Genomic DNA, 23,056 nt, shown 5'->3' with positions numbered 1-23,056 from the left:
TGTTAAACCGTCACCACCGCCAATCACATGAAATTTCCTGGTAAACGCAAGTCCAAACACTATTTTCCGGTGAGCGCCCGCGATCCGCTTCTGCAGCAGGCCCAGCCCGAAAGTGAAATCAGCACCTCGTATATTGTCGGCATCGACCAGACGCTGGTGGATATCGAGGCAAAAGTGGACGATGCTTTTGTCCAGCGTTACGGCCTGAGCCTGGGCCACTCTCTGGTGATCGAAGACGACGTCGCCGAGGCGCTGTATCAGGAACTGAATGAAAACAACCTGGTCACCCATCAGTTCGCCGGCGGCACCATCGGCAATACCATGCACAACTATTCGGTGCTGGCGGACGATCGTTCGGTACTGCTCGGCGTGATGTGCAGCAACGTGAAAATCGGCAGCTACGCCTACCGTTATCTGTGCAATACCTCCAGCCGCACCGATCTTAACTATTTGCAGGGTGTTGATGGCGCCATCGGCCGCTGTTTCACGCTGATCGGCGAAAGCGGCGAGCGCACCTTCGCCATCAACCCTGGCCAGATGAACCAGCTGCGCCCGGAAAGCATTCCTGAAGAGGTGATCGCTGGCGCGTCGGCGCTGGTGCTGAGCTCTTATCTGGTGCGCTGCAAGGAAGGGGAGCCGATAAAGGACGCGACCCTGCAGGCGATCGAGTACGCCAAAAAACACGATGTGCCGGTGGTGCTGACGCTGGGCACCAAGTACGTGATCGCCGACAACCCGCAGTGGTGGCGCGACTTCCTGAAGGAAAATGTGACGATTCTGGCGATGAACGAAGACGAAGCGCTGGAGCTGACCGGGCTGAGCGATCCGCTGACCGCGTCGGACATGGCGCTGGAGTGGGTGGATCTGGTGCTGTGCACCGCCGGGCCGAATGGCCTGTATATGGCGGGCTACACCGAAGAAGCCAATAAGCGCCAGACCCAGCACCCGCTGTTGCCGGGGCATATCGCCGAGTTCAACCGCTACGAGTTCAGCCGCGCCATGCGCCGCGAGCACTGTGAAAATCCGCTGCGCGTTTATTCGCACATCGCGCCGTATATGGGCGGGCCGGAGAAGATCATGAACACCAACGGCGCCGGCGACGGCGCGCTGTCGGCGTTGCTGCACGATATCGCCGCCAACGGTTATCACCGCCACAACGTGCCGAACTCGAGCAAGCACGTGCGCAGTTACCTGACCTACTCCTCCCTGGCGCAGGTGTGCAAATACGCCAACCGCGTCAGCTACCAGGTGTTGAACCAGCATTCGCCGCGTCTCACTCGCGGCCTGCCGGAGCGCGAAGACAGCCTGGAAGAGTCCTATTGGGAGCGTTAACCCGCTGAAAAAGAAAAGGTCCGGCAATGCCGCAATGCTGATCAGTTAGCGTTTTTCTGCAGGCGTTCGTGACATTTTCGGTCGATAAAAGTGAGATGCCCCATGTGGCTCACGCACCTCGACCGAGCCAGGGGCCGAAGGCGCGGCCCCTGGCAACCCGCGCCTTTGCCCTGTCAGACGGTTGGCTTTGCCAACTCCCCTCCCTCCGCCATAGCGCATTGAGGCCGGTTGCGACAGGCGTCCCTGCCTGTCTCACCTGAAACCGCCGTCCATGGCGGTTTCTCCTAATGCGCTATGCCTGCGTTCGGCGTCTTCAAGGGCGCCCAACACCGTGCTCATCTCCAACTTCTCTACCACAACCTCATAAGCGACAGATTTCCCGGTAGCTGCCAGCTCAGGTGTTGACCTTGGGCGCGCATCACCGGCTGCCGAGCAAGACGGCGTTGTCAGGGGCAACCGGCCAGGGAAGGCCGGTTGAGGCGAGACTAACAGGGACGTTTGTCGCAGCCGACCCGTCCGACAACGCAGACGCGGCGAGGGTATCCGCGTAGCGGACAGATGGTGTTAAGCGAAGGCGCGGGTGGAGGGGCCGCGCCATCGGCCCCTCCAATTGCCGTTCATATTGGCCACAGAGAAATGCGGGACATTTACGGCAATTCCCCTGCACAGAACGCCCAGAGGCTGGATAAAAAAATGCCACTCAGGCTTAAGTGAGCGGCATTGCGGCAATGCCGGACCTTTTTATATGCGCGCGCGGCGCTTCAGATCGGGCAGCCGCCCATTTTTTCTTCTTCGCTCAGGGTGTCCAACTGCAGGATGTTCAGCATGCTGTTGGCGATCTCCCGTTCGCCCATCACCACCTGATTGGCGCCGCGATCGGTGATGTAGGCCACCTCATCGTCGTAGTGGGCGCGGGCGATGATCTCGATGTTCGGCCGCTTGGCGCGCGCCGAGGCGACGATCTCGCCGGCCTCGTAGCCATTCGGGATGGTCAGCAGCAGCCAGCGCGCGCAGTCGAGCCGCGCCAGATCCATCACTTCCGGATTGGCGGCGTTGCCCAGCACCGTCTTGATACCCTGTTCGCGCAGCGCTTCCACCCGCGGGCGGGAATTCTCGATCACCACCAGCGGAATGCCCGCCTCGGCCAGTTTGCCGCCCAGCAGGCTGCCGACGCGGCCGTAGCCGACCACCAGCGCGTGATTGCACATATCCACCGGGATCTGTTTCTCTTCTTCCACCGCCTCTTCGAGGATTTGCTCTTCGATGGTTTCGGTTTTGGCCAGATAGCGTTCCAGCAGGGTGAACAACAGCGGGTTGAGCATGATGGACAGGATGGCGCCGGCCAGCACCAGATTGCGGCCGTGCTCCGACATCATGCCGAGCGCGATGCCGAGGCCCGCCAGAATAAAGGCGAACTCGCCGATCTGCGCCAGGCTGGCGGAAATGGTCAGCGCGGTGCGCTTGGAGTGACCGAACATTTTCACCAGCAGGAACGCGGCGGCGGATTTGCCGAACACGATGATCGCCAGCGTCGCCAGCACCGCCAGCGGTTCGTTAATCACGATCATCGGATCGAACAGCATGCCGACCGAGACGAAGAACAGCACCGCGAACGCATCGCGCAGCGGCAGGGTGTCGTGCGCCGCGCGATGGCTCAGTTCGGACTCGTTCAGCACCATGCCGGCAAAGAAGGCGCCCAGCGCGAAGGAGACGTCGAACAGCTTCACCGCGCCGTAGGCGATGCCGAGCGCCAGCGCCAATACCGCCAGGGTGAACAGCTCGCGCGAGCCGGTGCTGGCGGTTTTCGACAGGATCCATGGCACCAGGCGGCGGCCGACCACGATCATCAGCGCGATGAAGGCGATGACTTTACCGATGGTCAGCGCCAGCTCCATCAGCAGCTGGCTGCTGCTGGCGTTGTCGTTGCCCAGCATATTGCCGAAGGCCGGCAGCAATACCAGCGTCAGCACCATCGCCAAATCTTCGACGATCAGCCAGCCGATGGCGATTTGCCCGCGCTGGCTGTCGATCAGTTGCCGTTCCTCCAGGGCGCGCAGCAGCACCACGGTGCTGGCGGTGGAGAGGCAGAGGCCGAACACCAGACCGGAGATCAGATCCCAGCCGAGCAGCTTGGACAGCCCCATGCCGAGCAGGGTAGCGACGGCTATCTGCGCCACGGCGCCGGGAATGGCGATAGATTTTACTGCGAGGAGGTCTTTCAAAGAGAAGTGCAGGCCAACACCGAACATCAACAGGATAACGCCGATTTCCGCCAGTTCCGGCGCCAGTGAGGTGTCGGCGACGAAACCGGGGGTGAACGGGCCGGCGAGCACCCCTGCGGCCAGATACCCCACCAGAGGGGAAATGCGCAGGCGGTTCGCCAGCATGCCGAGGAGGAAGGCGAGTACTAACCCTCCGACGATGGTGGTGATGAGCGGTGTTGAATTATGCATCCATACTCCTTCTGGCTATGCATCGCGGCACGGGAGAATCGCAACAAAGTTACGAAAAGATACATTTAGTTTATTGCATTTGTTCGCGGCTTGCTTGGCTAATTTGGCCTTTTCTGTAAAAAAACAGAGGATCTCACTTAAGGCGCGGCAATGAGGGGGTTTTGGGCCAGATAAACCAAATAACATTGATTTATCCGTAGGATAACCCGGATGAATAAATAATTTCATCCGGGCGGTTCGCGGGGTTATTGCGGTTTATGCTCCATATTGGGCAGTAATGCGGTGATAATGCCGATCAGCGGCAGGAAAGCACAGATTTGGTAGACCAGTTCGATACTGGTCAAATCGGCGACATAACCAAGAACTGCCGCACCTAACCCGCCCATACCGAAAGCAAAACCGAAGAATAAGCCGGAAACCATGCCCACTTTACCGGGGATCAGCTCCTGAGCGTAGACCAGAATGGCGGAGAACGCCGAGGCGAGAATAACCCCGATGATCACCGTTAAAATGCCGGTCCAATAGAGGGATGCATAGGGTAAAACAAGGGTAAACGGCGCAGCGCCGAGAATAGAGCTCCAAATCACGTATTTACGTCCTATCTTGTCGCCAAGAGGCCCGCCGATAATGGTGCCAGCCGCTACCGCGAACAGGAAAGCGAACAGGTGAATTTGGGCATTCTGCACCGAAACGCCGAACTTATGTATCAGATAAAAGGTGTAATAGCTGCTGATGCTGGCCAGATAGAAGTATTTGGAGAAAATCAGCACCAGCAGGATGCCCAGCGAGTAGGCGACGGTACGTTTTGGCAGCGGTTTCAGCAGCGACGGGCTTTTCGGCTGCCCTTTAGTTGCCCGATGCTGATGTTGATACCACTTGCTGACCTGCAGCAACACCACGATCGCCAGCAGCGCCGCCAGCGAGAACCAGGCGACGTTGCCCTTGCCGTAAGGCGCGATGATCAGCGCCGCCAGCAGCGGGCCGAGCGAGCTGCCGAAGTTGCCGCCGACCTGGAACAGCGACTGCGCCAGGCCGTGCCGCCCGCCGGAGGCCATGCGCGCCACGCGCGAGGATTCCGGGTGGAAGACCGATGAGCCGGTGCCCACCAGCGCCGCCGCCAGCAGCACCAGCGGGAAGGTGCTCGCCACCGACAGCAGCAGCAGGCCGGACAGGGTAAAGCCCATGCCGATCGGCAGCGAGTAAGGCTGCGGGTGTTTATCGGTGTAATACCCGATCAATGGTTGCAGCAGCGAGGCCGTTAGCTGATAGGTCAGGGTAATCATGCCGATCTGCACGAAGCTGAGGTGGAAATCGGCTTGCAGGATCGGGTAAATCGCCAGGATCAGCGACTGGATCATATCGTTGAGCAGGTGAGACACGCTGATGGCTCCAAGGATGGAGAAGGCGGTTCCCTTCACCGCACTGCCCTTGGCGGGCGGCATCGCGCTTTGGCTACTGTCGGTCATATTATTATTAGCCTGATAAGTTGTTGAGCACAGAGATGACATCTTAGGCAGGACGTTCAATTTTTACCATATCTGAAATAATCAGACTCACATCGCAAAAATTTGAAATCAGCTGTCATTAATTCGCGCTACAATTTCGGCCTCATCATAAAAGCCATTTAATACACGGAGATCCGCCATGCGTTTTTCGCTGAAAACCACCGCATGCGCGTTGGCCGTTTCCCTGACGTTGCTGTCGGGGGCCGCCAGTGCCTGGGAAAAGGATAAGACCTACGCCATTACCATTCTGCACACCAACGATCATCACGGTCACTTCTGGCAGAACGATCACGGTGAATATGGCCTGGGCGCGCAGAAAACGCTGGTGGACGGCATTCGTCAGGAAGTGGCGGCGCAGGGCGGCAGCTTGCTGTTGTTGTCCGGCGGCGATATCAACACCGGCGTGCCAGAATCGGATCTGCAGGACGCCGAGCCGGACTTCCGCGGCATGAACCTGGTGGGTTACGACGCGATGGCGATCGGCAACCACGAATTCGACAACCCGCTGAGCGTGCTGCGCCAGCAGGAGAAGTGGGCGACCTTCCCGCTGCTGTCCGCCAATATCTATCAGAAAAGCACCGGCCAGCGCCTGTTCAAGCCTTACGCCTTGTTCGACAAGCAGGGCATCAAGATTGCCGTGATCGGCCTGACGACCGACGACACCGCCAAGATCGGCAACCCGGAGTACTTCACCGACATGGAATTCCGCGTGCCGGCGCAGGAAGCGAAGCAGGTGGTGGAGCAACTGCGTAAGGACGAGAAGCCGGACGTGATTATCGCCGCCACCCACATGGGGCACTATGACAACGGCGAACACGGCTCGAACGCGCCGGGCGACGTGGAGATGGCGCGCAGCCTGCCGGCCGGATATCTCGACATGATCGTCGGCGGCCACTCGCAGGATCCGGTGTGCATGGCCGGCGACAACCGCAAGCAGGCGGATTATGTGCCGGGCACGCCGTGCTCGCCGGATCGCCAGAACGGCACCTGGATCGTGCAGGCGCACGAGTGGGGCAAATACGTGGGGCGCGCCGATTTCGAATTCCGCAACGGCGAGCTGAAGCTGGTGCATTATCAGCTGATTCCGGTGAACCTGAAGAAGAAAGTGGAGAAAGCGGACGGCACCAGCGAGCGGGTGTACTACACCCAGCAGATTGCGGAAGATCCGACCATGATGAAGCTGCTGACGCCATTCCAGGATAAGGGCAAGGCGCAGTTGGAAGTGAAGATCGGCAGCGTCAACGGCAAGCTTGAAGGCGACCGCAGCAAGGTGCGCTTCGTGCAGACCAACCTGGCGCGGGTGATGCTGGCCGCGCAGAGGGAGCGCGCCGACGCCGACTTCGCCGTGATGAGCGGCGGCGGGGTGCGCGATTCAATTGAAAGCGGCGATATCACCTACAAGAATGTGCTCAAGGTGCAGCCGTTCGGCAACACCCTGGTGCATGTCGATATGAAAGGCCGCGAGGTTGAGCAGTACCTGGCGGTGGTGGCCAACATGAAGCCGGATTCCGGCGCCTACGCCCAGTTCGCCAACGTCAGCCTGGTGGCGGACGGCAAGGGCGTCAGCGAGGTGAAGATCAATGGCCAGCCGCTGCAGGCGGATAAAACTTACCGCATGGCGACGCTGAACTTCAACGCGCTGGGCGGCGACGGCTATCCGAAGCTGGACGGGCTGCCGAGCTATGTCAACACCGGCTTTATCGACGCCGAGGTGCTGAAGCAATACATCGAGAAACACTCGCCGCTGGATGCGGCGGCTTACGAACCGAAGGGCGAAATCGTTTATCGCTAATCGCCACCGCCGCGGCCTGCCCCCATGGGCGGGCCGCCTGTTTTCCCGCCGAAAACCCCGCCTCAAACGCACGCAAAAGTCGCCGCCGCCGCCTTCCAATGATAGCCTGAGCGACAATTTGGTTTTGATAACGCAAACAGGAAGATGACATGTTGAAAACCGCAGGCTGGCTGCTGCCCGCCATCGTGGCGCTGGCGGGGTGTTCGTCATCCGGCCCACGTCACGAACAAACCCTCAGCCAGGCGCTGGCGGCCATCGGCCAGGACAAGGCGTTGGCCGGGGCGTCGAGCGGCGTGATGGTGCGCGACGCCAACAGCGGCAAGGTGCTGTATCAGGCGCACGCGGATCAGCGTTTGGCGCCGGCTTCCAACATGAAGATGTTCACCTCTCTGGCGGCGTTCGGCGTGCTGGGGGCCGATTACCGCTTTGAAACCCGGCTGCTGACCGCCGGTAAACAGCACGGCGACACCTTGCAAGGGGATCTCTATCTGCAGGGCAGCGGCGATCCGACGCTGCATCCGGACGATCTCGACACCTTCGCCGCGGCGCTGGCGCAGCGCGGCGTCCGTCATATACAGGGGCGGTTGTTGCTGGATGCCGGCGCCTTCGATCAGACGCCATTCGGCGCCGGTTGGAGCTGGGACGATGAACCTTTCGCCTTCGCTGCGCCGATCTCGGCGCTGAACTACGCCTTTACTCCCGGCGGCGATATCAACGTGGTGCAGGTGGCGGTGCGGCCGGGCGCCCGCGCCGGCGCGCCGGGACGGGCGAGCTTCTATCCCGCCAATGACGCGGTGACGCTGGTCAACCGCACCACCACCGGCAGTGACACCGCGCTGACGTACGAGCGCCGGCCGGGCAGCAACCGGATCGTGGTCAGCGGCACCATCGCCGCGCAGGCGGAGGCCAGCTCGCGATTGATTACCGTCGATCAACCGTCCCTCGTCGTCGGCGCCTTATTGCAACATGCCCTGCGCGCGCACGGCATCACCCTGCGTGGCAAGGTTGACGAGGGCGTGACGCCGGCCGGCGCACAGCTGCTGGCGGAAAAAACCTCGCCGCCGCTCTCCCGCCTGGTCGTCACCTTCCTGAAAGTCTCCAATAACGGCTACGGCGAGATATTGACCAAGGCGATGGGCCGTAAGACGCAGGGTAAAGGGGATTGGGCCGCCGGCCTTCAGGCGATAAACGGATTTGTGCAAAGTCAGGGCGTCGCGGCCGACGCCTATCGCCAGGTGGACGGTTCAGGGCTGTCGCGCATGAACCAGATCACGCCGCAACAGCTGACGACGCTGCTGCTGGCGGCCAGAAAACAGCCGTGGTTCGCCGACTGGTATCACGCCTTGCCCATTGCGGGCGAGCCGGGATTGCTGGTGGGCGGCACGCTGCGTAACCGCATGGTGAACAGCGCGGCGGCAGGGCGCGCCCACGCCAAGAGCGGTTCCATGACCGGCGTATCGTCGCTCAGCGGCTATGTCGATTCGGCGACCGGTCGGCCGCTGGCATTCGCCATCATCAGCAATAACTATTTGGTGCCCGGCGCGCAGGTGAAGGCGCTGGAGGACCGCCTGGTGGAAACGCTGGCGGCCTGTGACGCCACGGTGGCGTGCCGCTGAGCGCGCGGCGTCAGTCGCGTTTGGCGATGTCGGCGAAGCTGCCGGCCAGCAGGCGGCACAGATCGGCGGCGGCCAACTCGATGTCCAGCCCGCGTTTGCCGCCGGAAACATAGATGGTGGTGAACGCTTGCGCCGGGCTGTCGATCACCGTCGGCAGCCGTTTTTTCTGCCCCAGCGGGCTGATGCCGCCCACCAGATACCCGGTGACGCGCTGCGCCAGCTGCGGATCGGCCATCTCGGCCTTTTTGGCGCCGAGGGCGCGGGCGACCTTTTTCAGATCCAACTGGGTTGCGACCGGCGTGACCGCCACCGCCAGGTGTTTGGCGTCGCCGTTCAGCGCCACCAGCAAGGTTTTGTAAACCCGATCGGCATCCAGCCCCAGCTTTCTCACCGCTTCGTCACCGAAGTTGGTTTCGTCACTGTCGTGGTGATAAGGATGAAGGGTGAAGGCGACCTTTTGTTTCTCAAGCAGAACGACTGCGGGCGTCATGATGTGTTGTCCAAAATGTCCCCAGCGGGGAAAGGGTGATAACCAGCCTTAAAAATACAAAAATCCAACCTGCCCGGCAACCTGAGCGGCTGTTACATAAAGCGGGTTGCCAAGATATTCACCGGGTTGCTACCCTGTTTACTGTAACCGTTAACACGGTTGCTATGCGTATAACTAGAATACAAGAAATTCCTCTTTGACTGGCCAATAGCGATATTGGCCACTTTTTTACCCCTGCGGCTGCAGCATCGCCGGCAGGTTATCCTCGCCGTACAGGTGCAATGCGCCAACCGCCACCACATAGTCACCGGCCGGCAGCGCCTCCAACTGACGCCGCCAGTCGCGATTGCGCTGATGCATCAGCACGTCGTACAGCCCGGCGCTGAAGGTGGCCGGCAGCGTGTCCAGCGTGCCGCGCGGTTTGGCGTCCAGCCACCAGCTCACCATGGTTTGCAGCAGCCGCGCGTTGGTATGCCAGTGTTCCAGCGTATCGCGCAGCAGCGCGATGCCGCCTTCCGGCAATTGTTCCAGCATCGCCAGCTGCTGCTGCGCGCCTTCCAGTTCGATCACCGGTTTGTCCTGCGCCCGGGCGGCCTGCAGCAGCTGATAGTCCACGCCATATTCCGCGCGCAGCCCCAGACGCTGAGCCTGGCGCGCCTGCATCATCAGCGCCACCTGCCAGCCGGGCAGGGTGGCGAAGGTGTGCGGGTCGGCGCCTAACTCATGGCACAGCGCCAACAACCGTTGATAATCTTCGGCGGACAGGCGCTGTTCCAGCGCCGGCTGCAGTTCGGCGTGGTCGAAAGGGGAGGCGGAGTCGGTGATATCGGCTTCGACGATCAGCGCGTCGGCCTGCTGCAACCGGGCGGCCAGCCGGGGCGGCAACGGCGACATATCGACGGTGCCCATATGGATGCCGCCCACCAGATGCAGCCGACGATCGCCTGGCAGAGTGATGTCCAGCGCCGGATAAGCGTAACGTTTGGGGGAAATCAGGCCGAGAAAGGCGGCGAGGCGGCGTAACAGTTGACCCATACGGCGTGGCTCCTGAATAACGGGTGCGCGTTTCAGCATGAAAGGCGAGGGGAAATCGTCATTCATGCTAAACGCTATCCGCCGCGCAGGAAAGCCCGGAAAACGGCGGGGCGCCTTGACGGCGCCCCGGAGCTTACTTCCTGGGTTTAAAACGCAGCAGCCGGTTGGCGTTGCTGACCACGGTAATGGACGACAGCGCCATCGCCGCGCCCGCCACCACCGGGCTGAGCAGCGTGCCGGTCAGCGGGTAGAGCACGCCGGCGGCGATCGGAATGCCCAGCGTATTGTAGATAAAGGCGCCGAACAGGTTCTGCTTCATGTTGCGCAGCGTGGCCTTCGACAGTTCCACCGCATCCGCCACGCCGTGCAGGCTGTGGCGCATCAGGGTGATGGCGGCGGTCTCGATGGCGATGTCGCTGCCGCCGCCCATCGCGATGCCCACGTCGGCCTGCGCCAGCGCCGGGGCGTCGTTGATGCCGTCGCCGACCATCGCCACGCGCTGGCCCTGTGCCTGCAGCTGCTTGATCGCCGCCGCTTTGCCGTCCGGCAGCACGCCGGCAATCACCCGATCGATACCGGCCTCTTTGGCGATGGCGTTGGCGGTTACCGGGTTGTCGCCGGTCAGCATCACCAACTGATACCCCTGTTGGTGCAGGCGCTGCAGCGCCGCGACGCTGTCCTCGCGCAGCGGATCGCGAATGGCGAACAGCGCGGCCGGTTTACCGTCCACGGCCAGCAGCACCGGCGTCACGCCGCGTTCGGCCTGGGCGCGCATCGGCGCTTCCAGTTCGGCGGTCGCGACCTGATGCTGCTCCAGCAGCGCGGCGTTGCCCAACAGCACCTGCACGCCGTCGATCTCCCCGCTGACGCCGGCGCCGCGCAGGGTGCGGAACTGCGCTACCTGCGGCAGCGTTTGCCCGGCGGCGCGTTCCATGATGGCGCGCGCCAGCGGGTGGTTGGAGCCTTGTTCCAGCGCGGCGGCCCAGCCGATCGCCTGCTGTTCGCTGACCTGATTGAAGGTGAGGATCTCCACCACCTGCGGTTTCCCTTCGGTCAGGGTGCCGGTTTTGTCGAACACCAGGGTGTCCAGCTGGCTGGCCTGCTGCAGGGCGTCGGCGTCGCGCACCAGCACGCCGAACTCCGCCGCGCGGCCGACGCCGGAGATGATCGACATCGGCGTTGCCAGGCCCAATGCGCACGGGCAGGCGATGATCAGCACCGTGGTGGCGATCACCAGCGTATAGACCAGCTGCGGCTGCGGGCCGAAGAAGTACCACATCGCCGCGCTGAACAGCGCGATCGCCACCACCGCCGGCACGAACACTGCCGAGACGCGGTCGGCCAGTTGGCCGATCGCCGGTTTACTGCTCTGCGCCTGACGCACCAGTTTGATGATGCGCGCCAGCGTGGTTTGGCTGCCGATGGCGGCGGCGCGGAACAGCACGCTGCCGTCGTCGACCACCGTCCCGGCATGCACCGTATCGCCGGGGCCTTTCTGCTGCGGCACCGCTTCGCCGGTCAGCATCGCTTCATCGAGCCAGACTTCGCCCTGCTCGATTTCACCGTCGACCGGCACGCGATCGCCGGTGGTCAGCCGCAGCGTCATGCCGAGCTGCACCTCCGCCAGCGGGATATCGCGCTCGCCGTCGTCGGTCACCAGGCGTGCGGTGGGCGGCGTCAGATCCAGCAGCCGCTCCAGCGCCTGTGAAGAACGCTGACGGGCGCGCTGCTCCAGCGCATGGCCGAGGTTGATCAAACCGATGATCATCGCGCTGGCCTCGTAATAGAGGTGGCGCGCCGCCATCGGGAAGAAATCGGGCCAAATGTTAACGGCGATCGAGTAAAGCCAGGCGGCGCCGGTGCCGAGTGCCACCAGGGTGTCCATGGTGGCGCTGCCGTTCATCAGCGCGCGCCAGGCGTTGCGGTAGAAGTGCCCGCCGGCGAACACCATCACCGCCAGGGTGATGACGCCGACCAGCAGCCAGGGGCGCTGGGTTTCCGGCGTCAGCGTCATGCTGCCGCCGAACAGCCCCCAGGCCATCAGCGGGATACCCAACGCCAGACCGAGCGCCGCCTGCCAGCTAAAGCGCTTCATGTTGGCGCGTGCGGTCTGCTGCTGGCGCTCGCGGCGTTCGGTCTCGTCCTGAATCATCTCGGCGCCGTAGCCGGCTTTTTCCACCGCCGCCACCAGCGCTTGCGCATCGGCGGCGCCGGTCACCAGCGCGCTGCGTTCCGCCAGGTTGACGCGCGCGTGTTCTACGCCGGGTACGCTTTGCAGCGCCTGCTGCACTTTATTGACGCAGCTGGCGCAGGTCATGCCGCTGAGCAGCAGCTGTACGCTGTCGTCCGCGCTGTCGGTTGCCGGAAGGGAAGGTTGCGCCGCTGGCTGAACGTCCGGCAACGAAGGTGTTGCGTCAGCCAACGGCTCAGTTTTTGGGGCGGCGGCGCCCGCTACGCTGGCGTGATAACCGGCATCTTCCACCGCAGCGATCAGCGCCTGCGAATCGGCATCGCCGTACACTTTCGCGCTGTCGATCTCGACCTCGGCGGCGAACACGCCCGGCACCGCTTCCAGCGCCTTGCGGGTGGTGCCGACGCAGTGCATGCAGCTCAGGCCGCTCAGCTGCAGTTCGGTATCGGCGTGCGGCGCGACTTCGGCCTGATAACCGGCGGCGATCACGCTGTCGATCAGCGCGCTGTCCGGTGCGTCGCCGGTCACTTTGGCGTAATGCACGTTAACGTCCGCCTGTTCGACATCGCTGCGGCTTTCCAGGGCTTTTTTCACCCGCTGCGCGCAGTTCATGCAGGACAGCCCCTGCAATGCCAGCATAGTGGTGTGTGACATGATTGGACTCCTTGCTTAGAAGGCGGTGTTTAAAGGTTGACCGCCTGACCTGTTTTCACTAAGAAGGGAGCTTAAACCTTCCAGCAAGGGTAAGGTCAAGGCGGTTTTTACTTGCGCGGGCGTGACGGTCGTTTTGTGTTGTATGACAAGGCGTTTTATCGGCGGCAGCGCGGTCGGCTTACCCGAACCGCGCTGCCGCGTTGGGGTTACAGCACGAAAGGAATGAAACACTTAACCTGACGTTTATAGTTGCGCCAGACCTCGCCGTAGCGCTTCTCGGCCATTTTCTCGCTTTTGGGAATGGCGTCGGCGAAATACTGCACCAGGTTAGTCAGCGGTGCGATCAGGCCAAACAGGTTGCCGGCAAGCAGCCCGAAGCTGACGAAAATAAGAAAGTCGCCGAAATAATTCGGATGGCGCGCCAATCCCCAAAAGCCACTGTTCAGCAACCGGCCTTTATTGTTCGGATCCTGTTTGAAGCGCCGTTTTTGATAATCGCTGCCGAAGTGGAACAGCGTGCCTATCAGGTAGACCCCAATGGCCAGCCATTGCAGCGCGCCCCACGTCCCCTGCAGTTGGCTGGCCCAGTAAAAGGGCAGGCAGTACAGGCCGCCGAAGATCATGACCATCATCACCGCCAGCCAGGGCACCTGCTGCGTGGGCATCACGTCCTTGAGTTTGGCCGCGGCGGTGTTGCCGTACCAACGTGTCAGCACGATGTTCATGCGCAGCAGGTACAGGCCGACCATGAGAAGGATCAGGGCTTTGTGGCTCAGATCGCCCTCGCCGAAATAGCAATAGACCAGGGTAACCGGCCCCATGGCGTTGAACCCCCACAGGAACATCGGGCGAGTGTCCTGGGCGCCGCGGCTGGTAATAAACGCCAGCAGGGCAAGGATCAACAAAACAACGGCCAAAGCAATCCATACATTCATTGTGTTCTCCTCAGCGGATTAGGGGGAATCGTTCCCCGGGTGCGCGCATTCGCCGGATGGCGGCGCGGTCAAAATGCTTTGCCAACTGCGTCTGGGCGCTGCGCTGCCCCATTGTTGCAGGTGGCCGAAGCGGGCAAAAAACACCGGGGGAGCGCTGAGCGCCAGGGTTGCTGCGAGCTCGCGACGCGCCTCGGCGTGTTGCACCAGAACGCTGATCGGATGCAATCCCCAACCCCAGTGTTGCAGCGTGAGCCACAGACGCCCAAGCCGCATGCCGGTGGCGAACAGGTGCTCGGCACTTTCGTCGTTCAGACACAGCGCCAGGTATTGCGGGCCTTCCGCGACGCGTTGCGCCAGCCCTTGCGCCATATAAGCCGGCAGGCGCAGCCCGGTCGCCAGCCGGCTTAAGCGAGGATGAAACGCCACTTGAAAGAAGCGCTTGAATGCTGGGGATACCGGGCCAAACAGGTGGTGCAGGTGAAAACCGTCGTCGGTAGGCTGCCGTTCGTTGAAGCGGATGTATTGATAGGTTTCCCGCCAGGCTTGGCGATCCGAGAAATCGAGCGCGGCGTGACGAGCGGTGAGCTGCGCGACCCGACGGCGAGCGCGTTCGTCACCTGCGATACTGAGTGAACTTGCCGTTCCGTCGAACAAGGTCTGCAGCTGCATCCGCTGCGCTTCATTGATTGGCGTAGGCTGATAGGCCGCCCGTGCGGTATGCCGCTCGCCGATCAGCTGCGCCAATTGGCGATGGGCGGCGCGATCGGGCGCGGCAGGCGCGGCGGGCGCAAAGCTCAGTAAATGCGTGGGGCCATTCTCCCAACGCCAGGCGAGAGGCGAGCCTGCACAGTTGAGCAGCGCGCTGAGGTACTCGAAGAAAATCCCGCAGCTCATCAGCATCTCGCGTTCCAGCGAAGGCAGGCTCTGCAAGGCGCGACGGCGGTCGATAGCCAACCGGCCACATCGGGCGTCGGCGTCATAGTGGAGAGACCAGGGTTGACAGTTGTGTGAAGAGGGCGCCTGCCGCGCGATGTCCACGGCCTGTTGCAGCGCCGCGGCGAAAAGGTCTTGGGTCATGATAAGGCTCCGAAAGCGGAAGGGGCGGGCAGGGAAAATACGGTAACGTTCGCTCTGAACAACATGCTCTCCTCCGCCGGAAAGCAGAGTGCGCATGCCCAGTCCAGGCTGCGCCACAGCCAGAAGCGTCTGCTCGCCAAACTGCCGTCGGCGCTTGAGACCAACCCGGTGCGCCAGTCGATGCCGATCGTCCGCAATTCGTAGGGCAGACCGCGGCCGTGGCTTTTTAAAAATGCTTCGCGAATGGCCCAGACGGCGCAGGCCTGTATGCGTCCCAATCGCTGCTCCGCCTCGCTAAAGGCCCAGCGCAGCGCCGCGCCGGAGAAGGGGCGATAATGCTGCAGATCGATGCCGAGCGGGATATCGCCGGTGGCGCTGGCGTACCAGGCATGCGAATGGCTGAGGGAAACGTGGCGGCGTCCCAGCAGGAGGTGTTCGCCGAACGGTTGTCCACTCGTCTCATGGCGCAGCGTAAAGCCGGTCGCGTGCCCCTGGCACCATGTCCGGTTCAGCAGCGCGACGGCCTGCGCCCGCGCGAGGTTTTTCACCGCCGACAGATGCCGCAATCCCCGAACGGCGGCGCAGCGGTGGGTGCCGCCCAGGGCGATGACGATACGCGGCGCCACGCTAAGCTCGATAACCATCGGCGATGCGTTCTCCGCTGATTTCGTCAACGACTTCCGCCAACTGATTAAAGCGTTCAACCAGGCTTTGAAACAGCGGGGTTTGCATCTCGCGCTCGAACATTTTCAGCGAGTTCAGCTGAATGATTTCGATAAAGTGAAACGGCGCCTCCGCCGAAGGGCTGACTTCGATGACATCGAAGGCGCGTACCGCATCGAGGTGGCGGCAAGCCTGGTAATCGGTCGTCTCCACCCAGTCGCGAAACGCGGCGCGGTGGGCGATGTCTTTTAGCCGAATCTTATGGACGATAATGTGCATCTGGGCGGCCTTTTTAAACGGGTTGATGGATAAGCAAATGGTAATTGATGCCACCGGTGCCAAAGCCGTTGATCGCCGCCCGACGTCCGCCTTCACCGTGTGGCCAGTCGAGCGCGACTTGCGGGATTTCGGCCGGGATCGCCGCCAGCGGCAGTTCGGCATTCAATGTCGCCACCGGCGTGGGCGGGATTTGACCGTGTTCGAAAGCGCTCAGCACTTTGCACAGGCTGAGCGCGCCGGCGCCGGCGAAACAGTGGCCGAAGTTGTACTTCACCGAACCGATGTACAAAGGGGCGTGCGCGGCGCGGCGATACCCCTGATGCAATGACGCGACTTCTGCCCGATCGCCCAGTTCGGTGCCGGTGCCGTGCGCTTCGAGATACTGTATCTGGCGCGCTTCGACGGCGCTCAGGCTCTGGGTTTTTTCGATTGCCAACGCCTGACCCTCGGGATCGGGCGCGGTCATGGAATAGCTGTCGCAAGATCCCGATATCGCTTCGATGGTGGCGATGGCCCGCGATGTCGCCTGGCCGGTCAGAATGAAGAAGCCGCCACCGTCGCCGGGAGTAAAACCGTCGGCTTGTCGGGCGAAAGGTCGCATACGCGAAGCGGAAAGCATCATCTGCGCGCTGCACAGCACCATATCGCGTTCGAGCGTCGCCGTTTCTATGCCGCCGACGAGCACCACATCGTAGCGGCCGGCCTGTAACGCCCTGACCGCATTGTGCAAGGCGGCCAGCGAACTGGCGCAGGCCGCCTCGACCGCGTAGCAGTCCGCCTCGACGCCGAGCTGTTGCGCCAACAGCTGCGCGGTGCCGAGGCCGCAGGCGCCATGCCAGCTCCAGCGGTTGATCGCGGGTTGGGGCGGTGGCGAAAGGGCGACGCCGGCGGGAGGCAACGCCGGCCACAGGGCGCGCATGGCCTGTTGTCGATCGGCGCTCAAAGACAGGTTGCTGGCGACGATAATGGCGATGCGTTCAAAGCGTCGCAGGCTGTCGGGCCACGCCGCGCAGCCGTTGAGGGCGTGCAGTTGTGTGACGTCGAGGCGCTGTTTTTTGGCCGGCATCATAGGCCGCGTCAGCTCAAGCCGCACCGGATCGTGCGTTGGGAAGCACATGGCGTGAGCGGTGTAGGCGCTGAGCTTTTGCGGCGTGGGTCGCACGAAGGCGCCGGGGTGCAGCTGCTCGGGGCTGTGATCGCGCAGGGCGTCCTCCCCGTTGCGCAAGGCCTGCCAGAAACGCGCTTTATCCAGCCCCTGCGCGGTGATGGGCTGATAGTCGATGATGCTGATGCGTGGCGAAGCCGTCGGTTTTAATGAGGGGGGAGACGCCGCGTCGATCCGCCAGCGGTAGCCGGTGAACGAGTGCCCGGCGCACGCCTGTTGCCGTTGCAACAGCATGTCGAGGAGATGGCAGAAAACCTGATTGGCGCCGGCAAAATAGCCGGCGCTCGGCGCGGCATCCTGCCGTTCGGCGATCAGGGTCGACAAATGTGCGATCGCTGGCCATCCCTGTTCCTGAGCGACGTCCAGCGGGCAAACGACCAGGCTGATCGCGCCCTCCAGCCAACAGGCCGAAGAGGAAACGCCCTGCGCCAACAGCATGTCCGCCTGAGGTTGATGGTGGAAGCATTGTACGGCGGTCAGCACCGCCATGCGGCTGTCGGCATGGCGAAAACAGTCTTGCGCCAGCTGCAGCAAGCGCAGGCCGCCCAGATCGGCGCCGTCGAGGGTTTGGCATTTACCGCGCGTGCGGGCGAAATGGGCGATGCGCGCGGGAATGCTGGAGGCCATTTCCCCCACGCGATCGTGGGATGAACTGCCGAACGCCTGGGCCAGCGGCTGTTTGTAATCGTCAATCCGACGCATGACCGCCGCCGGTGAGAGCCCCTGAGCGTCAAGCCGTTCGGCCAGCCTGCGCAGCGCGCCGATTTTGGTGGCGTTGCGATAGGCCGCATCACTGCCCAAATGGGTGGCGCAAAATTGATCGCAGCGGTCGCGCAACGCGTCGGATAACGTCAGATGCTGCATGGCGGCGGAGGCGGCCTGCAGCGCCAGGCGGGTCTCGCGGCTGACCGCCAGTCGAAACAGCGGCGGGATGGCGAATTTTTTGAAATCAAACGCGGCGTCGTCGATCTGGCGGCCGCGGATCGGCGCGGCCGCATCGCTCCCGCTCCACGGCATCGGCGGCGGGGCGTCGAACAGCGCCGACCAGGCGGCGCCGTTGGACAGATCGATACGATCGATGCCGGGCAGTGCGCAGCCGATGCCGACCAGCGCCAGCGGCGCGGCATGAATTTCCTGGTTCATCGCGCATTCACCTCGGACAAACGTCCTCTGTCCACCTTGCCGTTCGCGTTGGTGGGCAGGCTGTCGGCGACCACCAGTTGGCTGGGGAGCATATAGGCGGGCAGCCTGGGCTGCAGGAACTGCTTGAGCTCCAGCAGGTTAGGGCGGAGCGCGCCGGGATGGAGGGTGATCACGGCGATCAGTTTTTGCTTCAGCTCGCCGAGCTCGACATACAGTGCGGCCTGGCAGACCGAGGGATGGTGATGAAGGATCGATTCTATCTCCCCCAATTCCACCCGGTAGCCGTTGATTTTCACCATGTCGTCCAGCCGGCCGCGGTAGACCAGCCCATCCGCCGTCGTCTCCACCCAGTCGCCGGTCGCGTGGCATTGGCGCGGATGCCATTGCGCTTGCCGCGATGAGGCGACGTTGCTGTAGCCGGGGGTAACGCACCGCCCGCCGATCAGCAATTCTCCGCGTCGGCCCGGCGTACCGTCAATCGGCTGCAGATGCCCCTGCTCATCGACCAACTGCGCCGTCAAGCCGGGCAGCGGATGGCCGATGGGGATCTGCTCCAGCGTCGCCAACTGCGTTCGATCCAGCGCGTAGGCGGTGCAGACATTGGTTTCCGTCGGGCCATACCAGTTGCTGACGCGGCAGCGAGCCGGCAGATGCGCAACCAGGCGCCTCAGCGCGGCGGCCGGATAAGGCTCTCCGGCGAACGTGACCTGGCGCAGCGTTTTCACCGTCGACGGCGCCAGCAACGCGCTCTTTTCCAGCATGGCTAAAATCGAAGGCACGCTATACCACAGGGTGACGCCGTGCGTTTGCAATCCGCGAACGAGAGCCTGGCAATCTTTCTGTTCATCTTCGCGCACGATCCAGGTCGCGGCGCCGGCACAAACGCCGGCGAACAGATCGAAGGTGCTCAGATCAAAGGCGAAACTGGCATGGTTGGCCAGCACGTCGCGCGCCGTCAGTTGTGTATCGCTGACGGCCCAGCCGATGAAAAACGTCAGCATGTCATGGGTGATTTGCACCCCTTTCGGGGTGCCTGTGGAGCCTGAAGTATAGAGAATGGCGGCGAGGGGAGAGCCGAGCGCGGCGATCGCTTCCGGCCAGGCGCCATCGAGATCGGTGCGGTCATCGAGCGCGCTCAACCAGCCCTCATCGACGATCAGCGCGGGTGAGGCGGCGGCGATAATGCGTTCGATGCGCGCCGTCGGTTGGCTGAAATCGATAGGGACATAGTGGTTGCCGCTCAGCCAACATGCGTACATGGCGGCGACGGCGTCGGGCCCTTTCTGCAGGTTGAGCAGCACGGCCTGCTGCTTCAACCTGACATGTCGCAGCGCCGCCGCCATCATGCAGGCGCGATCGGCCAGGCGACGATAGCTCCAGCGCCGATCGCCGCACAGCAGAGCGGTGCTTTCCGGCGCTTGGCGGGCGTGCCGGAACAGGGCCTCCAGTATCGGTGAAATGAAGGTTGCCATGATGTCAGACCTCGGCGGCGCGTGCGCGCTCTTCCCGTCGGACATCGCCGTTGACCGGCACGCCGGTCTCCAGCGCCGCCGCCACCAAAATGGCGTAGGCTTCATCCAGATCTTCACGCGTGTGTTCACTGGTCACGCTGATGCGTAAGCGGGCGTCACCCACGCTGACGCCCGGGAAGACCACGGTCTGGCAGAATAGCCCGCGCGCCCGGACGGCGCGGCCGAACAGCAGCGTTTTGGCGTCGTCGCCCACCACCACCGGAATGATGGCCGAGTCGGAATGCTCAAGGTCAAAACCGGCGTTAAGCAGCAACGTGCGGAAGTAGTAGATGTTGTCCCACAGCTTGGTCAGTCGCTCGGGTTCACGCAGCATCACGTCGATGGAGGCGATCACGCCGGCGGCGACTGCGGCGGGGATGGTGGCGGCGAAAACATAGGAGTTGGAGTAGAAACGCAGGTATTCGACCACTTCGCCATCGGCGCAAACGAAGCCGCCTAACCCCGACAGCGCCTTGCTCATGGTGCCCAATTCGAGATCCACCTGGCCTTTCATATTGAAGTGTTCCGCCGTGCCCGAGCCGGTTTTGCCCAAGACGCCGGTCGCGTGCGCGTCGTCGACCAATACGCGTGCGCCGTAGCGTTCGGCCAGCTTCATCAGGCGCGGCAGATCGACGATATCGCCGTGCATGCTGAAAACGCCATCGGTGACGATCAGCTTGCCGCCGGGGTGATCGGCGTATTTGGCCAGCGATTTCTCAAGGCTGGTCAAAGAGTGGTCATAAATTTTCCGCTGCGCGCCCGCCAACTTGCAGCCGTCCTGGATGCTCATGTGGTTGATGGCGTCGGTGAACACCAGGTCGTGTCGGCTGGTCAGAGCCGAGATGCATCCCAGGTTGGCCGAGTAGCCGGACGGATAGACGATGCAGTCTTCGCGCCCTTTGAGCTTGGCCAGTTTGCGCTCCAATTCCAGATGCAGCACGTTGCTGCCGGCGATGATGCGGCACCCGGTGTTGGTGGCGCCGTACAGGCCAGCGGCGTCCTGGATGGCGTGGATCACTTCCGGATGGTTCGACAATCCCAGATAGCTGTTGGAGCCGAACATCAGAAATTCGCGGCTTTTGCCGGTGACCTCGTCGAACATGACCGCGCGGTTTTTGCACGGCGTTTCAAGCGGCATGCCGTACCAGTAAAGCTGACGCTGTTTTTTATCGCGATAAAAAGCGCCGAATTCACGCGTTTTATGGAACAAATCCGGGTGCTCGATGCCGACGAAGTCCCGCATGGTGCGTGGATCGCCGAGCTCATCGCGCGCGTCCGGCGATGCGGGCGCCTTGGTGGGCTGCGGCGCGGCGGACGCGGCGGTGTGCTGGCCAAAGCGGCTGAACCACGCTTCACCCTGTTCCTGAACCAGCCGCGCCGCCAGGTTGTGCTCCAGCTCAGCCAGCGTGCGGCACTCCGCCAGCGCTGCGTTATCGTCCAGGCCCAGCGTTTTGAGCAACTCGTTGCGCGCCATCACCACCGCTACGGAGTCGATGCCCAGGTCGCCTTCGATGGCGGCGTCGGGGGACAGATCACGCACTTCATATCCGCTGTGGGTGGCGAACACCTGGCGCACGAGAGCGCTCAACCAGTCCTGAGGCGTCTCGGGGGCAGGTTGCGCGGCGGCGTTCGGCGTCGGCAGCGTGAAACCGCGCTGCAAAATACCGTCGAGCGCATCCTGAATGGTTTTGATCTCCTGGATCGCCAGCGGCGTATTTAATTGGAACTGACGGTTCAGCACCATGGCAATTTCCGCCAGCGCGATGGAGTCGACGCCCAAATCGTTTTCCAGATGGCTGGTCAGGGCCAGTGCCGACGGTTCATACTCGGTCAGCCGGGCGAAGGTGTGCAGCACCGACTGCCGGACGGCTTCATGCGCGTTTGCGGCGCTATCGACGGCGTGAACGCTCATGCGACACCCCCTGCGGCGACTTGCGCTTGCAACCGTTGCACCAGCGCGACCATCGCCTGCACCGAGGCGAAGTTCGCCGGATGGATCTCATGCATGCCGATGGCGACATGAGACTCCTGACGCAGAAAATCCACCAGATCGAAAATGGAGGCGGAATCGACGACGTTCAGTTCAAACAGCGGGGTTTGAGCATTCAGGCCGTCGTGATCGCCATCCAGATACTGGGTGGCGATATGCTGGATCAATTTGCTTTCTAACATTGCGAGCTCCCGTTGCTAACTGGTTATTTTTCGCCGACGATCAGGGTGCGTGGGCCGGCTATTTTCATGATGCGCGCGTTGCTGAATCCCGCCAGACGGAATCTGTCCAGGTATTCCTGCGCGCTGCTCTCTATGCCGCCGTCGGTGGAGACCAGCATGTTCAGCGACAGCAGGGCGGTAAATTCCGGCCCTGATTTGTCTTCGTTCAGCGGCGTTTCGGAAGCGATGAAGCGGCCGCCGGCCGGCATCGCCCGATAGATGTTGCGCAGGATGGTCAGTTGGGTTTCCGGGGCGTAGTCGTGCAGCATCCATCCCAGGTGGATCAGGTCATAGCCGCCGATCGGCAGATCGCCGCTGATGACATCGCCCTCCACGACGTCAATGCGTTCGCCATAGCCTTGCAGCGTCAGCTTGTCGCGCAAGAACGCCGAGGCCTGCGGCAGTTCGCAGATCGCGAGTGCGATCCCCGGATAAGCGTCGGCGATCGCCATCGGCAGGCTGCCGATCCCGCTGCCGATGTCCAAAAACGCACGGTGTTGCGAGAAGTCGTAATCGCGAACAAAGCCGGCGATAAAGGGCGCGGCGAATTTACCGAGAAATTCCTGGAAGTCCGCCACGTCGTCCGGATTTTGGTACAGGATGTCGAACCAACTGCGGTCATCGCCGAAGACCGTGCGGCGCTGGTGGGCATCGTTTCGCACCGCCGTTTTCAGCTCGCCCCACAGCGGATACAGGAAGGTATCGATGTGGCGGCCCAGCCATCCCAGCCACTGGGGTTCGTCGCTCAACAGAAAAGCCCGGTGGGCGGCGGGCAAATGATAAAGGCCGTCTCGTTGGTCGAGATACCCCATGGCCCGCAGCGCGATGAGCAACTGCTCGGTGGAACGCGCCGGGCAGTCAAGCCGCGCGGCGATGTGCGCCGCGTCGGCGTCCCGATCGCGCAGCTGATCGAACAGCTTCAGCGCCAGCGCGGCGGTCAGCGCCTTGGCCTGGAAAAAGCCCATCATCTGATTGACGGCATCTTGCTTGGTTAAAGGCATTGC

The 23,056-nt window shown here is 62.5% G+C and carries 17 protein-coding genes; 3 read left to right on the top strand and 14 right to left on the bottom strand.

Features of this window, described 5'->3' with window-relative positions; genetic code table 11:
• Positions 1–27 precede the first annotated feature (27 nt).
• Positions 28–1,332 (top strand): inosine/guanosine kinase, encoded by a 1,305-nt coding sequence (locus tag ACMGGK_RS18355; protein ID WP_004940249.1) that lies wholly within the window; start codon positions 28–30, stop codon positions 1,330–1,332.
• 761 nt (positions 1,333–2,093) lie between these two features.
• Here ACMGGK_RS18355 and ybaL read toward each other — a convergent pair.
• Positions 2,094–3,785 carry a YbaL family putative K(+) efflux transporter gene (gene ybaL, locus ACMGGK_RS18350; protein ID WP_004940247.1) on the bottom strand — a complete coding sequence of 564 codons (1,692 nt, stop codon included), beginning with the start codon at positions 3,783–3,785 and terminating at the stop codon, positions 2,094–2,096.
• Between the two features lie 245 nt (positions 3,786–4,030).
• Positions 4,031–5,251, bottom strand: coding sequence for an MFS transporter (locus ACMGGK_RS18345; protein WP_420277112.1), 1,221 nt, complete (start codon positions 5,249–5,251; stop codon positions 4,031–4,033).
• Positions 5,252–5,429: 178 nt separating this feature from the next.
• On the opposite strand from ACMGGK_RS18345, the gene ushA reads away from it, so the two are divergent.
• Both ushA and dacB read left to right on the top strand, forming a co-directional pair.
• Complete coding sequence (ushA, locus tag ACMGGK_RS18340; protein WP_033641128.1) at positions 5,430–7,082, top strand: bifunctional UDP-sugar hydrolase/5'-nucleotidase UshA; 1,653 nt, start codon at positions 5,430–5,432, stop codon at positions 7,080–7,082.
• Positions 7,083–7,231: 149 nt separating this feature from the next.
• The gene (dacB, locus tag ACMGGK_RS18335) at positions 7,232–8,698 is read left to right on the top strand and encodes a D-alanyl-D-alanine carboxypeptidase/D-alanyl-D-alanine-endopeptidase (protein WP_049299667.1); all 1,467 of its coding nucleotides are present in this window, start codon (positions 7,232–7,234) and stop codon (positions 8,696–8,698) included.
• Positions 8,699–8,708: 10 nt separating this feature from the next.
• Here the strand turns inward: dacB and ybaK are convergent, their stop codons facing one another.
• The 12 genes from ybaK to ACMGGK_RS18275 all read right to left on the bottom strand — a co-directional run bounded on the left by ybaK (position 8,709) and on the right by ACMGGK_RS18275 (position 23,053).
• Positions 8,709–9,188: a Cys-tRNA(Pro)/Cys-tRNA(Cys) deacylase YbaK gene (gene ybaK, locus ACMGGK_RS18330; protein ID WP_033633969.1), complete on the bottom strand. Its 480-nt coding sequence runs from the start codon at positions 9,186–9,188 to the stop codon at positions 8,709–8,711.
• 228 nt (positions 9,189–9,416) lie between these two features.
• Entirely contained in the window at positions 9,417–10,223 is an 807-nt protein-coding gene (locus tag ACMGGK_RS18325) for a TraB/GumN family protein (protein ID WP_420278097.1), read from the bottom strand.
• 133 nt (positions 10,224–10,356) lie between these two features.
• The gene (copA, locus tag ACMGGK_RS18320; protein WP_028128262.1) at positions 10,357–13,068 is read right to left on the bottom strand and encodes a copper-exporting P-type ATPase CopA; all 2,712 of its coding nucleotides are present in this window, start codon (positions 13,066–13,068) and stop codon (positions 10,357–10,359) included.
• Positions 13,069–13,274: 206 nt separating this feature from the next.
• Entirely contained in the window at positions 13,275–14,003 is a 729-nt protein-coding gene (locus tag ACMGGK_RS18315) for a DUF1295 domain-containing protein (protein ID WP_016928822.1), read from the bottom strand.
• An 18-nt stretch (positions 14,004–14,021) separates the two neighbouring features.
• Positions 14,022–15,080, bottom strand: a complete 1,059-nt coding sequence (locus ACMGGK_RS18310; protein WP_016928821.1) for a hypothetical protein — start codon at positions 15,078–15,080, stop codon at positions 14,022–14,024.
• Positions 15,077–15,724, bottom strand: coding sequence for a 4'-phosphopantetheinyl transferase family protein (locus ACMGGK_RS18305; RefSeq protein ID WP_049299663.1), 648 nt, complete (start codon positions 15,722–15,724; stop codon positions 15,077–15,079). The genes ACMGGK_RS18310 and ACMGGK_RS18305 overlap by 4 nt, the downstream gene beginning before the upstream one ends.
• Positions 15,708–16,022, bottom strand: a complete 315-nt coding sequence (locus ACMGGK_RS18300; protein ID WP_004940233.1) for a RedY-like protein — start codon at positions 16,020–16,022, stop codon at positions 15,708–15,710. Before ACMGGK_RS18300 ends, ACMGGK_RS18305 begins: the two co-directional genes overlap by 17 nt.
• A 13-nt stretch (positions 16,023–16,035) precedes the next feature.
• The gene (locus tag ACMGGK_RS18295) at positions 16,036–18,330 is read right to left on the bottom strand and encodes a polyketide synthase (protein WP_420277111.1); all 2,295 of its coding nucleotides are present in this window, start codon (positions 18,328–18,330) and stop codon (positions 16,036–16,038) included.
• On the bottom strand, positions 18,327–19,802 hold the full coding sequence (locus tag ACMGGK_RS18290) for a D-alanine--poly(phosphoribitol) ligase (protein WP_420277110.1): 1,476 nt from the start codon (positions 19,800–19,802) through the stop codon (positions 18,327–18,329). The genes ACMGGK_RS18295 and ACMGGK_RS18290 overlap by 4 nt, the downstream gene beginning before the upstream one ends.
• Positions 19,803–19,806: 4 nt before the next feature.
• The gene (locus ACMGGK_RS18285) at positions 19,807–21,753 is read right to left on the bottom strand and encodes an aminotransferase class I/II-fold pyridoxal phosphate-dependent enzyme (protein WP_049299660.1); all 1,947 of its coding nucleotides are present in this window, start codon (positions 21,751–21,753) and stop codon (positions 19,807–19,809) included.
• Positions 21,750–22,013 carry an acyl carrier protein gene (locus ACMGGK_RS18280; protein ID WP_004940224.1) on the bottom strand — a complete coding sequence of 88 codons (264 nt, stop codon included), beginning with the start codon at positions 22,011–22,013 and terminating at the stop codon, positions 21,750–21,752. Before ACMGGK_RS18280 ends, ACMGGK_RS18285 begins: the two co-directional genes overlap by 4 nt.
• Before the next feature lie 23 nt (positions 22,014–22,036).
• Positions 22,037–23,053, bottom strand: coding sequence for a methyltransferase (locus tag ACMGGK_RS18275; RefSeq protein ID WP_004940222.1), 1,017 nt, complete (start codon positions 23,051–23,053; stop codon positions 22,037–22,039).
• Positions 23,054–23,056 lie beyond the last annotated feature (3 nt).

The organism is Serratia sp. BNK-33-b (assembly GCF_048684565.1).
Classification (GTDB): Bacteria; Pseudomonadota; Gammaproteobacteria; order Enterobacterales; family Enterobacteriaceae; genus Serratia; species Serratia marcescens.
Note: the sequence above shows the minus strand (reverse complement) of the source record. Positions and strands in the feature narration are given on the sequence as shown.